Raw genomic sequence first — 21,662 nt, forward strand, 5'->3', positions numbered from 1 at the left:
AGCTGACCCGGCTGCTGTGCGGAGGACGATATGACAGTAACAACGAAGCTGTTCGCGGTTTCCCAGCTATGCCTGCCAACGCTCGCCGCTCTCGCGGTCGCCGCAGGCGGCATGACGCCGATTGCGGCACAGGCCGCCACGCTGCCGGACAAAACCCTCGTGTTTTGCTCCGAAGGCAGTCCGGCGGGCTTCGATACCGCGCAATACACGACCAGCGTCGAATTCAGCGCCGGCTCGTACACGGTTTACAACCGGTTGATCGAGTTCGCGCACGGCAGCACGGATATCGAACCCGGCCTCGCCGAAAAATGGGAAGTTTCGCCGGACGGCCTGACCTATACGTTCCATTTACGCCACGGCGTGAAATTCCAGACCACGTCGTTCTTCAAGCCGACGCGCGAATTCAATGCGGACGACGTCGTCTTCACGTACCAGCGGATGCTCGACCCCGAGCAGCCGTTCCGCAAGGCGTACTCGGTGCCGTTCCCGTATTTCAACGACCTCGGCCTCGCCAAGAACATCGCGAAGATCGAAAAGGTCGATCCGTACACGGTGCGCTTTACGCTCAAGGAAGTCGATGCGCCGTTCCTGCAGCAGATCGCCATGCCGTTCGCATCGATCCTGTCGGCGGAATACGGCGATCAGTTATTGAAGGCGGGTAAAGCGTCGGATATCAATCAATATCCGGTCGGCACCGGCCCATTCATTTTCCGCAGCTACACGAAAGACGACACGATCCGCTTCGACGGCAATCCCGATTACTGGAAACCGGGCGTGGTCAAGGTGGGCAAGCTGATCTTCGCGATTACGGTCGATCCGGCCGTGCGTCTGCAAAAGTTGAAACGCGGCGAATGTCAGGTGATGTCATACCCGCGTCCGGCCGACGTTCCGACGGTCAAAGCCGACTCGTCGCTCGCGATGCCAAGCCAGGTGGGTTTCAATCTCGGCTATATCGCGTACAACACCACAAAGAAGCCGCTCGACAACGTGCTGGTACGCCGCGCGCTCGATATGTCGATCAACAAGAAGGCGATCATCGAATCGGTCTACCAGGGCGCCGGCCAGGCCGCGACCAACCCGATGCCGCCGACGCAATGGGGCTACGACAAGAGCCTGAAGGACGCCCCCTACGACACCGAGAAGGCGAAAGCGCTGCTGAAGCAGGCCGGCTATCCGGACGGCTTCGACCTGACGCTGTGGGCGATGCCGGTTCAGCGGCCGTATAACCCGAACGCGCGCCTGATGGCGGAACTGCTGCAGGCCGATTGGGCGAAGATCGGCGTCAAGGTGAAGATCGGCACGTACGAGTGGGGCGAGTACATTCGCCGCGCCCATTCAGGCGAGCATGAGGCGATGCTGATCGGCTGGACCGGCGACTACGGCGATCCGGATAACTGGCTCGGCGTCTTGCTGGGCTGCGACGCGGTGAACGGCAGTAACTTTTCCAAGTGGTGCTACAAGCCTTACGACGATCTGATCAAAAAAGGCCGCGGCACCACCGATTTGACCGCGCGCACCAAGGCATACACGGAAGCCCAGGAAATCTTCAAGGACCAGGTGCCGTTCACGCCGATCGCCCATTCCACGGTATATCAGCCGATCAGCAAGGACGTCGCGGGCTTCAAGATCGACCCGTTCGGCCCGACGCAATTCATGAACGTCGGCCTCAAATAGGCGCGGCGGGCCGCCTTTTCGCTGCCCGAACCTGCTACAGCCGCATCCTCCGGCCCACGCCGGCGGTGCGGCTGCCCTTATGCCCGAATAGTTTCCGATCGTCAACAGAGGGAATTTCCTCCGCTTGTTGCTGCGAGCCAAGCTCAAGTAAGATCGCGCTACGCTGGCGGAAGCCGGTCCTGAACCAGGAGGAAACATGAAGCAAAACAAACTGTTGCGCGCCGCGCGTGTTACGACGCTCGTCGCAGCTGCAGCGGCGTCGCTGGTGGGCGCGAACCACGCGCGCGCCGAGATTCCGAACAAGACCCTCATCTACTGCTCAGAAGGCAGCCCTGCGGGTTTCGATCCGGCCCAATATACGACGGGTGTCGATTTCACGGCCAACACGTTCACCGTTTACAACCGCCTTGTCGAATTCGAACGCGGCGGCACCAAGGTCGAGCCGGGTCTCGCGGAAAAGTGGGATGTCTCGCCGGACGGTAAGACCTATACGTTCCATCTGCGCCATGGCGTCAAGTTCCAGACCACGTCGTTCTACAAGCCGACGCGTGAATTCAACGCCGACGACGTGGTGTTCACGTTCCAGCGCATGCTGGACACCAACCAGCCGTTCCGCAAAGCCTACCCGGTGCAGTTCCCGTACTTCACCGACATGGGTCTGGACAAATTGATCACCGGCGTCGAAAAGGTCGACCCGTACACGGTCAAGTTCACGCTGAAGGAAGTCAACGCGCCGTTCATCCAGAATCTGGCGATGGAATACGCGTCGATCCTGTCGGCCGAATACGCGGACAAGCTGCTGAAGGCAGGCAAGGCCGCCGACATCAACCAGTTCCCGGTCGGCACGGGCCCGTTCATTTTCCGCAGCTATACGAAGGACGCGACGATCCGCTTCGACGGCAATCCTGACTACTGGAAGCCGAACGCGGTGAAGATCTCCAAGCTGATCTTCTCGATCACGCCGGACGCCGGCGTGCGCGTGCAGAAGATCAAGCGCGACGAATGCCAGGTGATGAGCTATCCGCGTCCGGCCGACATCGCGCCGCTGAAGGCCGAGGCGAACATCGACATGCCGTCGCAACCGGGCTTCAACCTGGGCTACCTCGCGTACAACGTGACGCACAAGCCGGTCGACAAGCTCGAAGTGCGTCAGGCGCTCGACATGGCGATCAACAAGAAGGCGATCATCGAATCGGTGTACCAGGGCGCGGGCCAGCTGGCCACCAATCCGATGCCGCCGACCCAGTGGTCGTTCTACAAGGATCTGAAGGCCGCGCCTTACGATCCGGACAAGGCCAAGGCATTGCTCGCGAAGGCCGGCTACGCGAACGGCTTCGACCTCACGCTGTGGGCGATGCCCGTGCAGCGCGCGTACAACCCGAACGCACGCCTGATGGCGGAAATGATCCAGGCCGACTGGGCCAAGATCGGCGTGAAGGCGAAGATCGTCACGTACGAATGGGGTGAGTACATCAAGCGCGCGCACGCGGGCGAGGATGACACGATGCTGATCGGCTGGACCGGCGACAACGGCGATCCGGACAACTGGCTCGGCACGCTGCTCGGCTGCGAAGCGGTGAACGGCAACAACTTCTCGAAGTGGTGCTACAAGCCGTTCGAAGAATTGATCCAGAAGGGCCGCGCGACGTCCGACGTGGCCGCGCGTACCGCGGCCTATGTCGAAGCGCAGAAGATCTTCGCGCAGCAACTGCCGTTCTCGCCGATCGCCCACTCGACTGTTTACCAGCCGGTCAGCAAGAAGGTGGTCGACATGCGCATCGAACCGCTCGGCTACGCGCGCTTCGACGGCGTGAGCATCAAGTAATCCGGCAAGCCAGCCGTAAAATTCGCGCAGTACGCTTTTCGCACGGTTAGAAAAACTGGTCGAAATGGTCCGGCGACCGGGGTCACAAGCCCTTGTCGCCGGTTGCGTTTTTTCTTCACCAAGACCATAGGGACGAACCATGTTCCGCTTTGTTTTGCGCCGCATCGGCATGGTGATACCGACTTTCATCGGTATCACGATCCTCGCGTTCGCGCTGATTCACCTGATACCGGGCGACCCCATCGAAGTGATGATGGGCGAGCGCGGCGTCGATCCTGCCATGCACGCCGCCGCCATGCACCGGCTCGGGCTCGACGAGCCCTTGCCGATGCAGTACGTCCACTACATCGGACGCGCGCTGCACGGCGATCTCGGCACCTCGATCATCACCAACACCAGCGTGATGGGCGAATTCCTCGCACGCTTTCCCGCCACCGTCGAACTGTCGATCTGCGCGATGATGTTCGCGCTGATCATCGGCCTGCCGGCGGGCGTGTTCGCCGCGCTCCGGCGCGGCACGGTGGTCGATCACGGCGTGATGGGCACGGCCCTGACCGGCTACTCGATGCCGATCTTCTGGTGGGGCTTGATCCTCATCATGGTGTTCTCGGTCAAGCTCGGCTGGACGCCGGTGTCGGGCCGCATCGCGGTCGAGTACGACATTCCGCACGTGACCGGCTTCATGCTGATCGACGCGATGATGTCCACCGACGAAGGCGCGTTCAAGTCCGCGCTGAGCCATCTGATCCTGCCGGCCATCGTGCTCGGCACGATTCCGCTCGCGGTCGTCGCGCGCATGACGCGTTCGTCGATGCTCGAAGTGCTGCGTGAGGACTACATCCGCACCGCGCGCGCGAAGGGCTTGTCGCCGGGGCGCGTGATCGTCGTGCACGCGTTGCGCAACGCGCTGATTCCAGTGGTGACGGTGATCGGCCTGCAGGTCGGCACGCTGCTCGCGGGCGCGGTGCTGACCGAGACGCTGTTTTCGTGGCCGGGCATCGGCAAATGGCTGATCGACGCGATCGGCCGACGCGACTACCCGGTCGTGCAGGGCGGTATCCTGATGATTGCCACGCTGGTGATCGTCGTGAACCTCGTCGTCGATCTGTTGTACGGCGTGTTGAATCCGCGCATCCGCCATACGAGGTGAAATATGAACCCCCACGCTCACTTGCGTTCGCTGTCCCCCAAGGGGGCGCATGCCTCCCTTGAGGCGGCTCTGCGGGAGGCATGAACCAAAATGGCAGACATTCAAAATACAGTCCCCCAAGCGGTCACGCCTCCCAGCGGCCGCGCCATCGCCGCCCGTGAATTCTGGGCGAACTTCTCGCGCAACCGTGGCGCGGTCGGCGCCGGCATCATCGTGCTGGTGCTGATCTTCGTCGCGATCTTCGCGCCGCTGATCGCGCCGCACAGCCCGATCGAGCAATACCGCGACTCCGTGAAGATTCCTCCCGCATGGCTCGACGGCGGCAACTGGAAGTTCATTCTCGGCACCGACGAAGCGGGCCGCGACATTCTCTCGCGCCTGATGTACGGCGCGCGGCTGTCGTTCTGGATCGGCTTCGTGTCGGTTGTGCTCGCGCTGATTCCGGGCATCGTGCTCGGGCTGATCGCGGCGTTCTTCGAGAAATGGGCCGACACGCCGATCATGCGCATCATGGACGTGCTGCTCGCGCTGCCGTCGCTGCTGCTGGCGGTCGCGGTGGTCGCGATCATCGGCCCCGGTCTCGTCAACACGATGCTGGCCATCGCGATCGTCGCGCTGCCCGGCTATGTGCGTCTGACGCGCGCGTCGGCGCAAGGCGAATTGCAGAAGGAATACGTGACCGCTTCCCGCGTCGCGGGCGCCGGCACCTTGCGCCTGATGTTCTCGCAAGTGCTGCCGAACTGCACCGCGCCGCTGATCGTGCAGGCCACGCTGGGTTTCTCGTCGGCGATTCTCGACGCCGCCGCGCTCGGCTTTCTCGGCCTCGGCGTGCAACCGCCGTCGGCGGAGTGGGGCGCGATGCTGGCCTCGGCGCGCGATTACATCGACAGCGCCTGGTGGATCGTCACGATGCCCGGTCTGTCCATCCTGATCTCGGTGCTCGCGATCAACCTGCTCGGCGACGGGCTGCGCGACGCGCTCGACCCCAAACTGAAACGGATGGCCTGACATGAGCAATAACCTATTGACCATCCGCAATCTGGCGGTGAACTTCGCCGGCTTGCCCGCTGTGGATCGAATCAATCTGGACGTCGCGCCGGGCGAAGTGGTCGGCGTGGTCGGCGAATCGGGCTCGGGCAAGAGCGTCACGATGATGGCGCTGATGGGCCTGATCGACGCGCCCGGCAAAGTCACGGCCGACGAGATCACCTTCAACGGCAAGAGCCTGCTGAAAGCATCGGCGAAAGAGCGCCGCAAGATCATCGGCAAAGACATCGCGATGGTGTTCCAGGACGCGCTCACCAGTCTGAACCCGAGCTACACGGTCGGCTATCAGATCAAGGAAGTGCTGAAGCTGCACGAAGGCCTGCGCGGCAGCGCGCTCGACAAACGCGCGCTCGAACTGCTCGACCAGGTCGGCATTCCCGACCCGAAAGGCCGCATCGGCTCGTTTCCGCATCAGATGTCGGGCGGCATGAACCAGCGCGTGATGATCGCGATGGCGATTGCCTGCAATCCGAAGCTGCTGATCGCCGACGAGCCGACCACCGCGCTCGACGTGACGATCCAGGCACAGATCATGGAACTGCTGATCAAGCTGCAGAAGGAGCGCGGGATGGCGCTGGTGCTGATCTCGCACGATCTCGCGGTAGTCTCCGAGGTCGCGCAGCGCGTCGCGGTCATGTACGCTGGCGAAGTGATCGAGACCAACAAGGTGCCGGACATCTTCGCGGCGCCCCATCATCCGTACACGGAAGCGCTGCTGGCGGCGATTCCCGAGCATAACGTGGGCGCAGTGCGGCTCGCCGCGTTGCCGGGCATGGTGCCGGGGCGCGATGACCGCCCCAAAGGGTGCCTGTTCGCACCGCGTTGCAAGTACGTGGTCGACGATTGCCTGAAGGCGCGGCCCGCGCTCGCGCCGATGCAAGGTCACGCGGAAGTGGCGCGCGTGCGCTGCATCAAACCCCTGAACCTGAGCGGCGACGCCAACGTTCACACCCACGGAGGCGCACGATGAACGCAGTACACGAAACGCGGCGCCATCCGCACCATGTGGGCGATCACGTGCTGGTCGCCGATAATCTCGCGCGTTACTACACGGTCAAGCGCGGCATGTTCGCGTCCGGCACCGTGAAGGCGCTCAACGGCGTGTCGTTCTCGCTGGAGCGCGGCAAGACGCTCGCGGTGGTCGGCGAATCCGGCTGCGGCAAGTCCACGCTCGCGCGTCAGTTGACCATGATCGAAACGCCCAGCGCGGGCCGTTTGCTGATCGACGGTGAAGACGTGGCCGGGGCCGATCACGCGAAGATCGCGGCGCTGCGGCGGCGCGTGCAGATGGTGTTCCAGAACCCGTTCGCGTCGCTCAATCCGCGCAAGACCGTCGAGCAGACACTCGGCGAGCCGCTCGCGATCAACACGCAAATGAGCGCCGTCGAACGCGGCGAACGGATCGCGCAGATGATGCGCACCGTCGGCCTGCGTCCCGAGCATGCGAAGCGCTATCCGCATATGTTCTCCGGCGGCCAGCGGCAGCGTGTGGCGATTGCGCGCGCGATGATCCTCGACCCGCAGATCGTGGTCGCCGACGAACCCGTGTCGGCGCTCGATGTGTCGATCCAGGCGCAGATTCTGAATCTGTTCATGGATCTGCAGGAAGAGTTCCGGACGAGCTACGTGTTCATCTCGCACAATCTGTCGGTGGTCGAGCATATCGCTGACGATGTGATGGTGATGTACTTCGGCGGCGTGGCGGAGCTTGGCGACAAGAAGCGGATTTTCTCGAAGCCGAGGCATCCGTACACGCGCGCGCTGATGTCGGCGACGCCTTCGATCTTCGAAGCAGATCGAAGCATCAAGATCAAGCTGCAAGGTGAAATGCCGTCGCCATTGAATCCGCCTTCGGGGTGCACGTTTCATCAGCGCTGCCCGTATGCGATCGACCGCTGCCGCAGTGAAGAACCGAAGCTGCGTGAAGTGGATGGCCGTCAGGTGTCGTGTCACCGCGCCGAGGAGGTGGGGGACATGGATGCCTGATGTGGCGGCGGCGCGTCGTCTTGCGCGCCGCTTGCGTGATGGCGCCTGCGCCGTGGCAGTCGCGCGGCGCTGGAGCGCGCGTGCGCTGAAAGGTGCCGCGCTGCTCGGCGTGTGTTGTGCGCTCTGTCTGGGCACAGGGCCGCTCGGCGTCGCGCGGGCGGCTGGCGCGGCGGCCACCGCGCCGGTCCAGGCGGGGCGCCCCGTGGTGCCGGTGCCCGGCGGCGTGCCGGCGCCGCCGCGCGCGAGCCCGCCGGGCTTCGATCCGGCACCCGCGCCACCCGGCACCACCGCGAGCGGCCCGGTGCGCGCGCAACCGGCGCGCATGCCGTTCTATGTCGCGACACGCGGCACCACCACCATCTATGTGCTGGGCACGCTGCATGTCGGCGATCCCGTCGACTATCCCGCCGGACAGCCGTTCCGCGCGCCGATCCTCGCTGCTCTCGCCGCGTCGCCGACGCTGGCGCTCGAACTTTCCCCCGACGAACTGCTGGTCTCGCAAGACGACGTATCGAAGTACGGCGTATGCCGGCGCGACTGTCTGCCCGGTTTGCTGCCCGAACCGTTGTGGCACAAGCTGGCCATGCGTCTGCGAGGCAACCCCGCCGCTCTCGATGCAATCAAGAAGATGCGGCCGTGGCTCGCGTCGCTGGTGGTCGAAACCTACGATTCGCTGAGCGCGGGTCTACAGACCGAGTACGGCACCGAAGCGCAATTGCAGAACGTGTATCTGAAGACGCGCGGCAAGATTGTCGGTCTTGAAACGTTGCCGCAACAGATGCACGCGTTCACGGGGCTCTCGCTCGCGCAGCAGCGCGAAATGCTGGCGCAGGACCTGGTGCAGACCGCCGCGCAGAACGTTGCCGACGTGCGCGCGCTGCATCGCCTGTGGCGGGTCGGCGATGCGGATGCGATCGCCGCATGGCAAGCCGCGAAGTCCGAAAATCTGGCGCGTGACAAGCGCGTGTCGGATGCGATCGACAACAAGATCGTCTACGAGCGCAACCGGCGCTTCGTGTCGCGGATGCTGCAGATCGCCGCGCCGAACAAGCCGGTGTTCGTCGCGATAGGGGCGTTGCATCTTGGTGGCCCGAAAGGCGTGCTACAGCTTTTGCGGCAGCGTGGCTTCGTGGTCGAGGCGGGGTGAGGTTACTGTGCCCGTAGAGCCTCGGCCACCTGCGCCACCACCGACCGCCAGTCCCCAGCCGTCGTTTGACGGAACAGTCTCATCCCTGGATACCATGGCGAGTCGCTGCGTGCCTGCAGCCAGCGCCAGTCGGAATTGGCCGGCAGCAGCAGCCACACCGGCTTGCCCAACGCGGCCGCCAGATGCGCGACGCCGGTGTCCACGGCGATCAGCAGATCTAGCTGCATGATCAGCGCGGCGGTTTCTTCGAAGCTGGTCAGATAAGCGGTGAAATCGCGCGCACGGAACGCTGGTGGCGCGTCGGCCAGTTGCGCATGCGCCGGCCCCTTCTGCAACGCGTACCATACGACGTTCTTCAACTCACTCAACGCGTTCAGGTCGGCGAGCGTCATCGACCGGTAGCGGTCGTTGCCGAACGTGGGACTGCCGGCCCACACGAGGCCCACTCCGCGCTTCGCTTCGTCGACCGGACTCACCCGTTTGCGCCATGTCTTGAGCTTCGTCTTGTCGGCGAACAGGTACGGCAGTTCGGCCGGAATGGTGGACAGCTCGGTGCCGACACAGGACGGCACGCTCATCATCGGCACCCAGAAATCGTAGTCACGGCCGGGCTTGCCGCTAAACGCGCGATTCACGCCCGGTATGCGTTCGACCAGCGGCAGCAGCGGCTCGCGCACGCACAGGTCGACCGTCGCGCCGCGCTCTTGCAGCACACGCGCAAAGCGCAGGAACTGGAAGTGATCGCCGAAACCCTGCTCGCCGACCACCAGCAGACGACGCCCGTCGAGCGGCTCGCCGCGCCATTCGGCGACGCCCGGCACCGCGAGCGCGTCGTAGTCCTGCTTGCGCCAACGCAGCGCGAACTCGGCCCAGCCCTGCCTGTAATCGCCGCGCTTGAGCAGCAGCCACGCGAGATTCTGATGCGCGTCAGCGTAGTGAGGATCGAGCGCGAGCGCCTCGCGATAGAAGCCTTCCTCTTCGTCGAGCCGGCCTTGCGCGGCGAGCGACCCGCCCAGGCATACGAGGTGGGTCGGCGTCGGCTTGAGCGCGACCGCGCGCCGGTAATGCGCTTCGGCGCCCGCGTAGTCGCCGAGCCGGCCGATCAGGCTGCCCAGATTGACGTGCGCTTCCACGTAATCCGGGCGCAGCGCGAGCGCCCGCTCGAAACTCGCGATAGCCGCTTTGTGCTGGCCTTGCGCGCGCTGGGCATTGCCCGCGTTGAAGTGCGCTTGCGCCGAGTTCGGGTCGAACGCGAGCAGATCGCGATAGCACGCCAGCGCTTCGTCGACACGGCCGAGCCGGCTCAGCACCGTGCCCATGTTCAGATGCGCGTCGGCCAGCGTGGGATTCGCCGCGAGCGCGAGCCGGTATTGTTCGAGGGCTTCGTGCAGCGAGCCTTGCGCCTGGAGCGCGACGCCGAAGTTGTTGCGCGCGTCGGCGAAATCTGGCTGAAGCTGCAGCGCCTGGTCGTAGCAGATCATCGCTTCGTCGAGACGGCCGAGCGCGGCGGCCACGAGGCCACGGTTGCTCCAGCAGGCGGCATCGCGGCGGTCGAATTTGAGCGCGCGGCTCATCAGACTCTCGGCGGCATGGTGCTCGCCGCGCTGATAGTGCAACACGCCGAAGTAGTGCAGTGCCGTCGTATGGGTGGGGTCGAGGGTGAGGGCTTGACGATAGAGGGGTTCGGCGGCGTCGAGCTGCCCGGCCTCATGCTCGGCGAGCGCGGCTTCGATCAGCGAACTCACGTGGGCTGCGGCGGGCGGCCGCGCGGCGCGGTTGCCGGCACGGCGGGATGGATGTTCCATTAACACCTGCTAGAAAGCGCGAGCAGCGCGACTGCACGCGCCAGCGCGAGTGAGGGGAAGACCTTGGCGATTTTATCGGCCGCCCCTTTCCGCGACGATCGGACGCTTCCTAATTCATCGACGCGTGCGATGCGCGATGGATTTGCCGCACCGATGCATCGCAGCGGCAAGCCGCGATGCATCGGTAGAGGCCAGCAAGGAAGGCAGGTGTCCTACAGGAACATCAGGAAATTCAACAGGAAGATGTTGATGACCAGCAAGGTTAGCGCGGTGGGAATCTGCACTTTAATCACCGCATTCTTATCCGGCAGTTCCAGCAGCGCGACCGGCACCATGTTGAAGTTCGCGGCCATCGGCGTCATCAATGTGCCGCAGTAGCCGGAGAACATGCCGATCGCGACCATCACCGCCGGGTTGCCGTGAAACACGCCCACCAGAATCGGCACGCCGACGCCGCCCGTCATCACCGGGAACGCGGCGAAGCCGTTGCCCATTACCATCGTGAACAGCGCCATGCCGATGCAGTACACGGCCACCGCGACGAAGCGATAGTCCAGGCTGATGTAGGAGGTGGTGACGTGCGCGACCGCCTTGCCGACGCCCGCGTCGGAAAACACGAGACCGAGCATGCCAAGCATCTGCGGCAGCACCGCGGCCCATGACAACGCATCGACCAGCCGGCGCGCTTCCTTCATCGACTGGCCGACGGTGTCGCGCGTCATCACGCAGGCCACCGCGAGCGCGATCACGCAGCCGATGCCGAAGCCGATCAGCGTGACGTTGGCCTTCTCGATCAGCGGCATGCCGCCGAACACCAGGTGGCTCGCCGACAGCGTGATGATCACGGTGATGACCGGAATCGTCAGCGCGGGCACGAACAGCTTGTTGCCCAGGCGCGCCGCGCTCGCCTTGCGCGCTTCGAGCGACAGCGTTTTCGGCTTGGCCGCCGTGACGCCGCCGAAGCCCGCCATCAGCGCCATCACGATCACCGCGACGCCGACCACGGCGGGCGGCAGTTTGTCGCCGATCAGGAAGATCAGCGCGTAGAGAATCCAGAAGCCGCCTGCGGTAAAACGGCGCGGGTGCGCTTTGTCCGTGACGATCATGCCGCCGATGATCAGCAGCACCACGCCTAGCAGCCAGAACAGATAGGTGATGGTGAACGTCATGCTTTGTCTCCCGCGGCGGAGCGCGCCGGCGAGGCGGTGGCCTTGCCGCGCAGTTCGCGTTCGAGCCGGCGGTCGAGCAGATACAGCCGGAAGCCGTGCACGATGAACGCGCAGATCGCGGTCGGAATCCCCCACACCGCCACGTGAATCGGCTCGACGACGATACCCGCTTCTTTCAGGAAGGTGGTCATCAGCACGATCGCGCCGAACGCGACGAAGATGTCCTCGCCGAAGAAGAGGCCCACGTTGTCGGTCGCCGCGGCGAACGCGCGCAATTTGAAGCGCACTTCGTCGCTGATCTTGCCGAAGCGGGTTTCGGCCGCGCCTTCGGTCATCGGCGCGATCAGCGGACGCACCATCTGCGGGTGGCCGCCGAGTCCGGTCAGGCCGACCGCGGCGGTGAGTTCGCGCACCAGCAGATAGACGATCAGCAGACGCCCAGAAGTGGCCGCCTTGATGCCGCCGATCCACGCTTGCGCGCGCTCGCGCAGCCCATGCCGTTCAAGCAGGCCGATCACCGCGAGCGGCAGCAGAATGATGAGCGGGATGTTGCGCGTCTTGATGAAGCCGGTGCCGATCTCCGCGAGGATCTTTTCAGGCGGGAACTGCGCGGCCACACCGGTGACGATCGCGGCGACCGCCACGATCAGCATCGGATTGAACCGCAATAAAAAGCCGGCGATGATGACCGCTACGCCAATGAGCGGCCATAGACTGACTGTTGTCTGCATCAGGATCTCCAAACAGGGTTTCAACCTCGCCGCGGGTGGCGGCTGACGTGGGCCGGCGCGTGGTGTTCCCTGCGCCGTCTTGTTGCCACGGCTCTTGATGGCCGCGTCGCTTCGCACTGCACCTGCACCTGCACCTGCACCTGCACCTGCATGTGTGGCTGCGGCTGCTTTTTTGCTGTGACTGCGTTGCCGCCGCTACCGCAATGCGTCCAATACGTCTGATACGTGCCGCACCTGGCAAACGCCCCGCTCGAAAGCGGGGCGTTTGAGGTGTCGCAACGGTCGATTCGCGCTGTCTGGCTCGCCCCGAAGCTCGCTCAGACGCGTGCCGCGTTGGCCGCGTGAACTTCGATGCCGGCGGCCTCCAGTGCGCCGCGAATGCGCCGCGCGAACGCCAGCGCATGCGGACCGTCGCCGTGCAGGCAGATGGTTTGCGCGTTCAAGGGCACCCATTGGCCGTCGACGGCTTGCACGCGCTGCTCGCGGATCATCGCGAGCGTGCGCTCCAGCACTTCGTTCTCATCGTCGAGCAGCGCGCCGGGCTCTTTGCGCGGCACGAGCGAGCCGTCGGCGCGATAGCCGCGGTCGGCGAACACTTCTTCGATCGCGATCAGGCCCGCGTTGCGGGCCGCCGTCACGAGACCACTGTTGGCGAGCGCGAACACGGCGACCGACGGATCGAAATCGTGCACCGCCGACACGATCGCGTCGGCGATCCGCGCGTCGCGCGCGGCCTGGTTGTACAGCGCGCCGTGCGGCTTGACGTGTGCGATGCGCCCGCCCTCGGCCTGGGCGATCGCCGACAGCGCGCCGAGCTGATACAGCACGCCCGCGTAAATCTCGCCGGCCGGCAGATCCATTTCCTTGCGGCCGAAATTCTCCGGATCGTTGAAGCTCGGATGCGCGCCGATCGACACGCCTTTCTGCACCGCCCAGCGCACGCATTCGCGCATCGCATTCGGGCCGCCCGCGTGCCAGCCGCAGGCGATATTCGCCGAACTGACGAGATCGAGCAGCGCCTCGTCGGAGCCGCAGCCTTCGCCGAGATCGGCGTTCAAATCAATTTCCATGGTGATTCCCCAACTGAGTGTCACAGCGCCGCAACCGCCAGCCGGCGTGCGCAGCGTTCGTCATGCATCGCGATCGCGGCGTCGATCTGCCGCAAATACGTGCGCTCTTCCAGCAAAGCCTGGCGTGCCTCGAACGGCGTCGTCGGGATGAAGCGCACGGAGGCGTTCAGCCGCACTTGCGCAAGTTTCCACAGATCGGCCTGGATCACCGCGCCGATCTTCGGATAGCCGCCAGTGGTTTGCGCGTCGCTCATCAGCACGATCGGCTGGCCGTTCGGCGGCACCTGGATCGTGCCGGGCAGCACCGCGTGCGACAGCAGGTCGGATTTCTGCGTGCGCGTCAGTTCGGCGCCGGCCAGCCGATAACCCATCCGGTTGCTGTTCGGCGTGACGAGCCATTCGTCGGACCAGAACGCTTCGTGCGCCGCGTCGGTGAAGCTGTCGTATTCCGGGCCGCGCAGCACGCGGATCGGCACGGCCCACGGCACCCCTGACGGATGACGGCCGCGCCGCAGCGGCTCGTGAACCAGCACGAACTTGCACCAGCTCGGCGCCTTCACGCCGAACTCCGGCGCCTCGGGCGTGAAGCCGATCTGGCCGCGCTGCTGCGGCGCGCCGACCGGCAGGCGGTCGCCGTCGCGCAGCGCGCGCCCGCCGAGTCCGCCGAAATGGCCGGCCAGATCGGTGCTGCGCGAGCCGAGCACCGGCAGCACGTCGATGCCGCCCGCCACGCAGACGTAGCCGCGCATGCCGCGCTTCGCCGCGTTCAGCACCAGCTCCTGGCCGGCCTGCACGGGCAGGCTCCACCACGAATAGACCGGCTTGCCGTCGAGCGTCGCGCCGAATTCCGTACCGGTGATGGCGACCCGCGTCGCGCGCAGAAACCGCAGCACGGTCGGGCCGATGGTGATTTCGAGACCGGCCGCGTCGGGACGGTTGCCGACCAGCCGGTTGCCGACTTCGAGCGACAGACGGTCGAGCGCGCCCCCCATCGCGACACCCAGATGCCGGTGGCCGTGACGGCCGAGATCCTGAATCGTGGTCAGCAGACCCGCGCGTATCACATCGATCATGCGTGGATCCCCGCGATGGTGAAGCGCACCCGGTCGCCCGGCTGCAGCAGCGTGGGCGGGCGGCGCGCCGGGTCGAAGAGGGGCAGCTCGGTGCGGCCGATCAGCTGCCAGCCGCCGGGCGAAGTGGCCGGATAAATGCCGGTCTGCTCGCCGCCGATGCCGACCGACCCCGCCGGCACTTCGAGCCGGGGCGACGCGCGGCGCGGCGCGTGCAGTGCGGCTTCGAGGCCGCCCATGTAGGCGAAGCCCGGCTGGAAGCCGAGGAAGAAGACCACGTATTCGCCGTCCGCGTGACGCTGCACGACCTCGCGCGCGCTGAGGCCCGTATGATCGGCGACCGCTTGCAGATCGGGGCCGAACTCGCCGCCGTACTGCACCGGAATCTGCACTTCACGGCCCGGCGCGCGCGCCTTGCTCGCGGCGTTCCAGGCCGTCAGTAAATGCTCGGCGAGCGTGTCGCGGTCGGCTTCGAGCGGATCGAACGTGAGCGTCAGATTGTTCATGCCCGGCACGACTTCCAGCACGTGCGGCCAGTCGCGCGCGGCCTCGGCGGCCGCCCAGACGCGCTGCTGGCACTCCAGCGAGGCAGGCGGCGGCGCTTCGCAAACAAGCGCGGCATCACCGAGCGGAAAGATTCTTGGTTGGCTCATTTGGCTGATGGCTTAACGGCTCAGGTCGAGTCGGGGGATTCGGGCGCGGCGGATCCCGAGACGCGCTTGCAGCATCGCACATGCGACGATGGAAGCGTACATTATCAATAAAATATCAACAATTTCTCAATAAGCGTTTGTGCCAGGCTCCCCGGGAGCGGGCGCTCGTCGTACACTCCCGACACCTTCTCATCTGACTTCCGAGACTCTTCGTCATGTCGCGCCATCCCACCAAGATCGTCTCATCGGAACACCTCGTTTCGGAGACCAGCGCGGAACTGTCCGAACTCGAATACGCGCTGATCATGGCGGGCAACGCCTTCAACCGCTGGATGGTGCGCTGCATGTCGGCAGCGGGCGACAAGGACATGACCGCGATCGAAGTGTCGCTGCTGCATCACGTCAGCCATCGCGAGCGCCGCAAGAAGCTGGCGGACATCTGCTTCGTGCTGAACATCGAAGACACGCACGTCGCCACCTACGCGTTGAAGAAGCTCGTAGCTAGAGGGTATGTAAAAAGCGAAAAGACCGGCAAGGAAGTGTTCTTCTCGGCGACCGACGCGGGCCGCGAATTGTGTCTGAAATATCGCGAGGTGCGCGAGAGCTGTCTGATTTCGACGTTGAAGGAAAGCGGCCTGACCAATCAACAGATTGGCGAGGCCGCCCAGTTGATGCGCAACGCATCCGGTCTGTACGACACGGCCGCCCGGGCGGCAGCGTCCTTGTAGCGTGGGTTAAGGCGGTGACGGCGGGCTAAGGCGAAGTAGCAGCGACGCGGCGCCGCGGCGTGCCGCCGGCTCAACTCAACGGCCCGGGGTAAGTTCCCGCTTCGGTGACGATCAGATCGAGCGGAATGTCGTGGGCTTCGCGTTGCAGCGCTTGCGTGCGGCACGCTTCATAAGCGATGCCGACCGTGAGCGGCTTCTTCGAGCCCGGCCATGCGGCCAGCGTGCGATCGTAATAGCCGCCGCCATAGCCGAGCCGGTAACCGTCGACGTCGAACCCCACGCAAGGGATGAACAGCAGTTCGGGATGCACCCTTTGTCCGGTTGTCGGCTCGGCGATCTTGTGATGACCGATTTTCATCGGGGTATCGGGCGTCCATGCATGGAATTCGAGCGGCACGCCACGTTCTTTGACAATTGGCAGACTGGCCTCGCGCCGCGCGCCGGCTGCCAGCCAGACCGAGATCGCGGGGCGCGCGTCGAACTCGCCCGCGAGCGGCCAGTAGAACCCCACACTGTCCACCCCGTAATGCTTCAACGCATCGAGCAGGCGACGCCCGAGCGCGGCATTGTGCTCCGGCGTGGAAGCCGCTTGCAGCCTTGCTTCCAATAGCATTCGGCGCAGCGCCTTTTTCGCTGCCGGGACGGGGTTGCATGCTATGCTTTGGTCCAATTCGCGCTCCAGAAACAACGATGTCAAAACGCCTTTATCGAGTATATCGCGCGGCCGGACTGGCGCTTGCCGCAGCGGCACTCGTCGCGTGCAGCACGGCCTCCGCCGTCAAACCCATTCCCCTTTCGCAACTCACGAACGACGACCAGACCTTCGTCCAGTTGCGCGAGGCCGCCCGCAATAACGACGCGGCACGCGCGGCGCAGTTGGCGAGCATGATCCCGAACTATCCGGCGCCTTCGTATCTGGAGTATTTCCAGCTCAAGCCGCAGCTGTTCGATTCAACCGGCCATGCGCGCGTCGACGCGCCGGATGCGCCGGTGCTGGCGTTCCTGCAGAAGTACGACGGCCAGGCCATCGCCGACCGTTTGCGCAACGACTACCTCACGGTGCTCGGCACGCGTCACGACTGGCGCAACTTCGATCAGCAATACGCCCGCTTCGTGCTGAACGACGACACCCAGGTCAAGTGCTACGCGCTCGAATCGCGCGCGTCGCGCGGCGAAAACGTGGCGGATGCGGCGCGCGCGCTGCTGGTCGATCCGAAGTGGTACGGCGACGGCTGCGTCGATCTGATCATCTCGCTGGGCGCGAGCCGCCAGTTCAGTGCCGACGACATCTGGCAACAGCTCCGTCTCGCGTACGAGCAGAACTACACCGCCACGGGCAGCAAGCTGCTCGACGCGCTCGGCGACCAGACGCCCGATCCGGTGCTGTTCAGCCAGGCCGCGAACACGCCGCCGTTGCTGCTCGCGCGCGGCGTCGGTGCGGATGCGCAGTCGCATCAGTTGGCGCTGCTCGCGATCACTCGCATGGCGCGCAACGATCCGGCAATGGCCGCGGCCACTTTCGCTTCGGTCGCGCCGTCGCTGAACTCGCCCGAACGCGCGATCGGCTGGGGCACGATTGCGTATCAGGCCGCCCTCAAGCAGATGCCCACCGCGGTGGACTGGTACCGGTTGTCGGCGAACGCGCCGTTGTCCAATCCCGCGTACGAATGGCGCACCCGCACGGCGCTTCTCGCCGGCGACTGGAACATGGTGCGCTGGTCGATCGAGCAGATGCCGGAGACGTTGCGCAAGCAGCCGTCGTGGGTGTACTGGCATGCACGCGCGCTGAAGCAGGCCGGCGACACGAGCACGGCCACCCAGGAATTCGAATCGATCGCGCCGGGCTACAACTTCTACGGCCAACTGGCCGCCGAAGAACTCGGCCAGAAGATCACGGTGCCGCCGAAAACCACGGTGACCGACGCCGAAGTTCAGCAAGCCGGCAACACGCCGGGCTTCGATCTGGCGCAGCGGTTCTATGCGCTGAATCTGCGGCTCGAAGGCAATCGCGAATGGAACTGGCCGCTGCGCACGATGAGCGACCGCCAACTGCTCGCGGCCGCCGAATACGCGCGCCGTATCCAGCTGTATGACCGCACCGTCAACACGGCGGACCGCACGAAGAGCGAACACGACTTCTCGCTGCGTTATCTGTCGCCGTTCCGCGAGATCGTCGATCGCGATGCACAGTCGAATGGCCTGGATGTGGAATGGGCGTACGGGCTGATTCGCCAGGAGTCGCGCTTCATCATCAACGCGCGCTCGGAAGTCGGCGCTGGCGGCTTGATGCAATTGATGCCGGGCACCGCGCAACTGGTCGCGAAAAAGATCGGCCTCGGCCCGCTTTCGCGCGAGCAGATGAACGACATCAACACCAATATCCTGCTCGGCACGAACTACCTGTCGATGATCTACAATCAGTTCGACGGGTCCGCCGTGCTGGCCACAGCCGGATATAACGCGGGCCCGGGCCGTCCGCGCAACTGGCGGCAGTCGTTGCAGCATCCGGTTGAAGGCGCGATCTTCGCCGAGGCGATTCCGTTCCAGGAAACGCGCGACTACGTCAAGAATGTGCTGTCCAACACGGTCTACTACGCGGCGTTGTTCGAAGGCCGTCCGCAATCGCTGAAGGCGCGTCTGGGTTACATCGCACCGTAAAGCGCCGTGCCGCCGCGGCCTCGCTTCGAGGTTGCGGCGCGCCACGCCAGCCGTTGCCGCGGCTTCCACCAGGGAGTCGAAAATGCGACATAAAGCCATTGCGATCATCGGCGGTTCCGGGTTCATCGGCAGCCACCTCGTCAACGCGCTCGTCGACATGGGCAAAGACGTGCGCATCGCCACAAGGCGGCGCTACAACGCCCGCCATCTCACCCTGCTGCCAATCGACGTGATCGAAACCGACGTGTTCGATCCGGTCCAGCTCGCGCGCTTCGTCGAAGGCGCCGATTGCGTGATCAATCTCGTCGCCATCCTGAACAGCAAACGCGGCACGCCGTATGGTCGGGAGTTCGCGCGCACGCACGTCGAATTGCCGACCCGCATCGTCGCGGCGTGTGAGGGCAAGGGCGTGCATCGGCTGATTCACATTAGCGCGCTCGGCGCCAATCCGAACGGGCCCAGCATGTACTTGCGCTCGAAGGGCGACGGCGAAAAGGCGGTGCATGCGGCAAACGTCGCGTGGACGATTTTCCGGCCGTCGGTGGTGTTTGGCCCCGAAGATCAATTCCTCAACAAGTTCGCGTTCCTGCAACGGACGTTTCGGGTGCTGCCGCTCGCGATGCCGGATGCGAAGTTCCAGCCGGTGTATGTCGACGATGTCGCGAAGGCGATCGTCAACGTGCTCGATCTCGATGCCGCGAGCGGGCGCACCTACGAACTGGGCGGCCCGACTGTCTACACGCTCGAAGACCTCGTCACGTATTGTGGCGACGTGATTGGCAAGCATGCGCGCATCATCCGCTTGCCGGATGCGTTGGCGCGGTTGCAGGCGCTGACCTTCGAAATGGCCCCCGGCGAACCGGTGATCTCGCGCGACAATCTGGATTCGATGAAAGTCGACAACGTATTGAGCGGCCCGCTCGCGCCTGAGCTCGGGATCGAGCCGGTCGCCATCGAAACCATCGCACCGGTTTATCTGACCGGCGCGTCGACGCGTTCGCGCTTCGACACGTTCCGCGCAACCGCCGGCCGCTAAACCTCTTTCCCCCTCCGTTGATAACAGGCATGAAACTGCTTATTGGTGACAAGAACTATTCCTCGTGGTCGATGCGGCCGTGGCTGCTGCTGAAGCATTTCGGCATCCCTTTTGAAGAGGTGTTGATCCATCTGGGCGAACCGGGCACGACCGCGGCTATCGCCGCTCACGCGCCGCGGGGGCCGGGCAAGGTCCCGTGTCTGATCGACGAAGCGGGGCAGGCCACGTGGGATTCGCTGGCGATCGCCGAGACGCTGGCCGAGCGCTTCCCGCAGCACGCGCTGTGGCCGCGCGACGCAGCGGCGCGGGCTCACGCTCGCAGCGTCAGTGCGGAGATGCATTCGGGCTTCGGCGAGTTGCGCTCGAACATGTGGATGAACATTCGCGCGTCGTTCGCCGGCAAGAATGCGACGCCGGGCGCGCTGGCCGACATCGCACGGATCGAGACCATCTGGCGCGACTGCCTCGACGCGCATGGCGGCCCCTTCCTGTTCGGCGAGTTCAGCATTGCCGATGCGATGTATGCGCCGGTCGCGATGCGCTTCAACACGTGGCGGCCAACGCTGTCCGCCACGTCGTCGGCCTACGTCGAACGGCTCACCGCGTTGCCCGCGGTGCAGGCATGGATCGATGCGGCGCGCAGCGACACCTACGCGATTCCGTATCAAGACATATGCCCATGAACATCTACGCCGTAGGCGGCGCGATCCGCGACGAGCTGCTGGGCGTGCCGGTGCAGGACCGCGATTACGTGGTGGTCGGCGCGACACCCGAGCAGATGGTGGCGCAGGGCTACCGTCCGGTGGGCAAGGATTTTCCGGTGTTCCTGCATCCCCAGACGCACGAGGAGTACGCGCTCGCGCGCACCGAGCGCAAGACAGCAGCGGGCTATCACGGCTTCCAGTTCTTCTACGCGCCGGACGTCAAGCTCGAAGAAGATCTTGCGCGCCGCGATCTGACGATCAACGCGATGGCGCGCGAGGTGCGCCCGGACGGCGAGTTGACTGGCCCGGTCATCGACCCGTTCAATGGTCAAGCCGATTTGCAGGCGCGGCTGTTCCGGCACGTGAGCGATGCGTTTCTCGAAGACCCTGTACGGATTTTACGGGTCGCGCGCTTCGCCGCGCGCTTTGTCGACTTCACGGTCGCGCCGGAAACGCTGACGCTGATGCGCAAGATGGTCGCCGACGGCGAGGTGGACGCGCTGGTGGCCGAACGCGTGTGGCAGGAAGTGTCGCGCGGCTTGATGGAGAAGAAGCCGTCGCGCATGTTCGAGGTGCTGCGCGAGTGCGGTGCGTTGGCGCGGATTTTGCCGGAGATCGACGCGCTGTTCGGCGTGCCGCAGCGGGCCGACTATCACCCCGAGGTGGACACCGGCGTGCACGTGATGATGGTCGTCGATCACGCCGCGCAGCAGGGCTATGCGTTGCCGGTCCGGTTTGCCGCACTGACGCACGACCTTGGCAAGGCGACTACGCCCGAGGACGTATTGCCTCGCCATATCGGCCATGAGGGGCGCAGTGTCGATCTGCTGAAGCCGCTCTGCGAGCGGCTGCGCGTGCCGAACGACTGCCGTGACCTGGCGCTGCTGGTGGCGCGCGAGCACGGCAACATTCACCGCGTGATGGAGATGGGGGCTGCGGCGCTGGTGAGGTTGATCGAGCGTTGCGACGCGATCCGCAAGCCGGCGCGTTTCGCCGAAGCGTTGCAGGCGTGCGAGGCCGATGCGCGTGGGCGCCTTGGGTTCGAGGCGCGCGACTATCCGCAAGCGGAGCGGCTTAGAGTGGCGCTTGTCGCGGCGCGTGGCGTGGATGCCGGCGCGGTGGCGAAGCGGCTGGCCGACGCGCCTGCCGGCATCAAGGACGCCGTGCATCAGGAGCGCGTTCGCGCGGTGGAAGCGGCGCTGGGGTAGA

Annotated in this window: 19 protein-coding genes; 12 read left to right on the top strand and 7 right to left on the bottom strand. The window is 64.9% G+C overall.

What is annotated here, in order from left to right:
- The first annotated feature begins 30 nt into the window (after positions 1-30).
- The 7 genes from PQR02_RS25030 to PQR02_RS25060 all read left to right on the top strand — a co-directional run bounded on the left by PQR02_RS25030 (position 31) and on the right by PQR02_RS25060 (position 8,829).
- The gene (locus PQR02_RS25030; RefSeq protein WP_408237390.1) at positions 31-1,674 is read left to right on the top strand and encodes an ABC transporter substrate-binding protein; all 1,644 of its coding nucleotides are present in this window, start codon (positions 31-33) and stop codon (positions 1,672-1,674) included.
- A 196-nt stretch (positions 1,675-1,870) separates the two neighbouring features.
- Entirely contained in the window at positions 1,871-3,499 is a 1,629-nt protein-coding gene (locus PQR02_RS25035; protein WP_408237393.1) for an ABC transporter substrate-binding protein, read from the top strand.
- 139 nt (positions 3,500-3,638) lie between these two features.
- Complete coding sequence (locus tag PQR02_RS25040; RefSeq protein WP_149669908.1) at positions 3,639-4,649, top strand: ABC transporter permease subunit; 1,011 nt, start codon at positions 3,639-3,641, stop codon at positions 4,647-4,649.
- 90 nt (positions 4,650-4,739) lie between these two features.
- Complete coding sequence (locus PQR02_RS25045; RefSeq protein ID WP_408237397.1) at positions 4,740-5,657, top strand: ABC transporter permease subunit; 918 nt, start codon at positions 4,740-4,742, stop codon at positions 5,655-5,657.
- 1 nt (position 5,658) lies between these two features.
- Positions 5,659-6,666 (top strand): ABC transporter ATP-binding protein, encoded by a 1,008-nt coding sequence (locus tag PQR02_RS25050; protein WP_408237400.1) that lies wholly within the window; start codon positions 5,659-5,661, stop codon positions 6,664-6,666.
- Complete coding sequence (locus PQR02_RS25055; protein ID WP_408237403.1) at positions 6,663-7,682, top strand: peptide ABC transporter ATP-binding protein; 1,020 nt, start codon at positions 6,663-6,665, stop codon at positions 7,680-7,682. The genes PQR02_RS25050 and PQR02_RS25055 overlap by 4 nt, the downstream gene beginning before the upstream one ends.
- Positions 7,675-8,829 (top strand): TraB/GumN family protein, encoded by a 1,155-nt coding sequence (locus PQR02_RS25060; protein WP_408237406.1) that lies wholly within the window; start codon positions 7,675-7,677, stop codon positions 8,827-8,829. Before PQR02_RS25055 ends, PQR02_RS25060 begins: the two co-directional genes overlap by 8 nt.
- 2 nt (positions 8,830-8,831) lie before the next feature.
- Here the strand turns inward: PQR02_RS25060 and PQR02_RS25065 are convergent, their stop codons facing one another.
- From PQR02_RS25065 to pxpB, 6 genes are all read right to left on the bottom strand, one after another.
- A complete protein-coding gene (locus PQR02_RS25065) occupies positions 8,832-10,634 on the bottom strand; it encodes a tetratricopeptide repeat protein (RefSeq protein WP_408237409.1) in 1,803 nt (600 codons plus the stop codon).
- 212 nt (positions 10,635-10,846) lie between these two features.
- Positions 10,847-11,803, bottom strand: a complete 957-nt coding sequence (locus PQR02_RS25070) for a DUF979 domain-containing protein (RefSeq protein ID WP_408237412.1) — start codon at positions 11,801-11,803, stop codon at positions 10,847-10,849.
- On the bottom strand, positions 11,800-12,534 hold the full coding sequence (locus PQR02_RS25075) for a DUF969 domain-containing protein (RefSeq protein WP_408237415.1): 735 nt from the start codon (positions 12,532-12,534) through the stop codon (positions 11,800-11,802). The genes PQR02_RS25070 and PQR02_RS25075 overlap by 4 nt, the downstream gene beginning before the upstream one ends.
- A gap of 317 nt (positions 12,535-12,851) precedes the next feature.
- Positions 12,852-13,604: a 5-oxoprolinase subunit PxpA gene (gene pxpA / locus PQR02_RS25080; RefSeq protein ID WP_408237418.1), complete on the bottom strand. Its 753-nt coding sequence runs from the start codon at positions 13,602-13,604 to the stop codon at positions 12,852-12,854.
- Between the two features lie 20 nt (positions 13,605-13,624).
- Positions 13,625-14,677: a 5-oxoprolinase subunit C family protein gene (locus tag PQR02_RS25085; RefSeq protein ID WP_408237421.1), complete on the bottom strand. Its 1,053-nt coding sequence runs from the start codon at positions 14,675-14,677 to the stop codon at positions 13,625-13,627.
- Positions 14,674-15,327: a 5-oxoprolinase subunit PxpB gene (gene pxpB, locus PQR02_RS25090; protein WP_408237424.1), complete on the bottom strand. Its 654-nt coding sequence runs from the start codon at positions 15,325-15,327 to the stop codon at positions 14,674-14,676. Before pxpB ends, PQR02_RS25085 begins: the two co-directional genes overlap by 4 nt.
- 215 nt (positions 15,328-15,542) lie before the next feature.
- Here pxpB and PQR02_RS25095 point away from each other — a divergent pair, with 215 nt between their 5' ends.
- Positions 15,543-16,055 carry a winged helix DNA-binding protein gene (locus PQR02_RS25095; RefSeq protein ID WP_149669897.1) on the top strand — a complete coding sequence of 171 codons (513 nt, stop codon included), beginning with the start codon at positions 15,543-15,545 and terminating at the stop codon, positions 16,053-16,055.
- A gap of 70 nt (positions 16,056-16,125) precedes the next feature.
- Here PQR02_RS25095 and PQR02_RS25100 read toward each other — a convergent pair whose 3' ends face one another.
- The gene (locus PQR02_RS25100; RefSeq protein WP_408237429.1) at positions 16,126-16,668 is read right to left on the bottom strand and encodes a 5-formyltetrahydrofolate cyclo-ligase; all 543 of its coding nucleotides are present in this window, start codon (positions 16,666-16,668) and stop codon (positions 16,126-16,128) included.
- Between the two features lie 77 nt (positions 16,669-16,745).
- On the opposite strand from PQR02_RS25100, the gene PQR02_RS25105 reads away from it, so the two are divergent.
- From PQR02_RS25105 to PQR02_RS25120, 4 genes are all read left to right on the top strand, one after another.
- Entirely contained in the window at positions 16,746-18,713 is a 1,968-nt protein-coding gene (locus PQR02_RS25105; protein WP_408237432.1) for a lytic transglycosylase domain-containing protein, read from the top strand.
- 82 nt (positions 18,714-18,795) lie between these two features.
- On the top strand, positions 18,796-19,749 hold the full coding sequence (locus tag PQR02_RS25110) for a complex I NDUFA9 subunit family protein (protein ID WP_408237435.1): 954 nt from the start codon (positions 18,796-18,798) through the stop codon (positions 19,747-19,749).
- Between the two features lie 29 nt (positions 19,750-19,778).
- Positions 19,779-20,432, top strand: coding sequence for a glutathione S-transferase family protein (locus tag PQR02_RS25115; protein WP_408237438.1), 654 nt, complete (start codon positions 19,779-19,781; stop codon positions 20,430-20,432).
- Complete coding sequence (locus tag PQR02_RS25120) at positions 20,429-21,661, top strand: multifunctional CCA addition/repair protein (protein WP_408237441.1); 1,233 nt, start codon at positions 20,429-20,431, stop codon at positions 21,659-21,661. The genes PQR02_RS25115 and PQR02_RS25120 overlap by 4 nt, the downstream gene beginning before the upstream one ends.
- Position 21,662: the final 1 nt, after the last annotated feature.

The organism is Paraburkholderia sediminicola, from assembly GCF_046026895.1.
Taxonomy (GTDB): Bacteria; Pseudomonadota; Gammaproteobacteria; order Burkholderiales; family Burkholderiaceae; genus Paraburkholderia; species Paraburkholderia sediminicola_C.

Bases quoted from the DNA above. Each gene is read 5' to 3' on its own strand.
- PQR02_RS25110 (WP_408237435.1), top strand. From the start codon at position 18,796: ATGCGACATAAAGCCATTGCGATCATCGGCGGTTCCGGGTTCATCGGC.
- PQR02_RS25105 (WP_408237432.1), top strand. From the start codon at position 16,746: ATGTCAAAACGCCTTTATCGAGTATATCGCGCGGCCGGACTGGCGCTT.
- PQR02_RS25055 (WP_408237403.1), top strand. From the start codon at position 6,663: ATGAACGCAGTACACGAAACGCGGCGCCATCCGCACCATGTGGGCGAT.
- PQR02_RS25085 (WP_408237421.1), bottom strand. From the start codon at position 14,677: ATGATCGATGTGATACGCGCGGGTCTGCTGACCACGATTCAGGATCTC.
- pxpA (WP_408237418.1), bottom strand. From the start codon at position 13,604: ATGGAAATTGATTTGAACGCCGATCTCGGCGAAGGCTGCGGCTCCGAC.
- PQR02_RS25040 (WP_149669908.1), top strand. From the start codon at position 3,639: ATGTTCCGCTTTGTTTTGCGCCGCATCGGCATGGTGATACCGACTTTC.
- PQR02_RS25035 (WP_408237393.1), top strand. From the start codon at position 1,871: ATGAAGCAAAACAAACTGTTGCGCGCCGCGCGTGTTACGACGCTCGTC.
- PQR02_RS25030 (WP_408237390.1), top strand. From the start codon at position 31: ATGACAGTAACAACGAAGCTGTTCGCGGTTTCCCAGCTATGCCTGCCA.
- PQR02_RS25045 (WP_408237397.1), top strand. From the start codon at position 4,740: ATGGCAGACATTCAAAATACAGTCCCCCAAGCGGTCACGCCTCCCAGC.
- PQR02_RS25120 (WP_408237441.1), top strand. From the start codon at position 20,429: ATGAACATCTACGCCGTAGGCGGCGCGATCCGCGACGAGCTGCTGGGC.
- PQR02_RS25070 (WP_408237412.1), bottom strand. From the start codon at position 11,803: ATGACGTTCACCATCACCTATCTGTTCTGGCTGCTAGGCGTGGTGCTG.
- pxpB (WP_408237424.1), bottom strand. From the start codon at position 15,327: ATGAGCCAACCAAGAATCTTTCCGCTCGGTGATGCCGCGCTTGTTTGC.
- PQR02_RS25095 (WP_149669897.1), top strand. From the start codon at position 15,543: ATGTCGCGCCATCCCACCAAGATCGTCTCATCGGAACACCTCGTTTCG.
- PQR02_RS25115 (WP_408237438.1), top strand. From the start codon at position 19,779: ATGAAACTGCTTATTGGTGACAAGAACTATTCCTCGTGGTCGATGCGG.
- PQR02_RS25075 (WP_408237415.1), bottom strand. From the start codon at position 12,534: ATGCAGACAACAGTCAGTCTATGGCCGCTCATTGGCGTAGCGGTCATC.
- PQR02_RS25065 (WP_408237409.1), bottom strand. From the start codon at position 10,634: ATGGAACATCCATCCCGCCGTGCCGGCAACCGCGCCGCGCGGCCGCCC.
- PQR02_RS25100 (WP_408237429.1), bottom strand. From the start codon at position 16,668: ATGCTATTGGAAGCAAGGCTGCAAGCGGCTTCCACGCCGGAGCACAAT.
- PQR02_RS25050 (WP_408237400.1), top strand. From the start codon at position 5,659: ATGAGCAATAACCTATTGACCATCCGCAATCTGGCGGTGAACTTCGCC.
- PQR02_RS25060 (WP_408237406.1), top strand. From the start codon at position 7,675: ATGCCTGATGTGGCGGCGGCGCGTCGTCTTGCGCGCCGCTTGCGTGAT.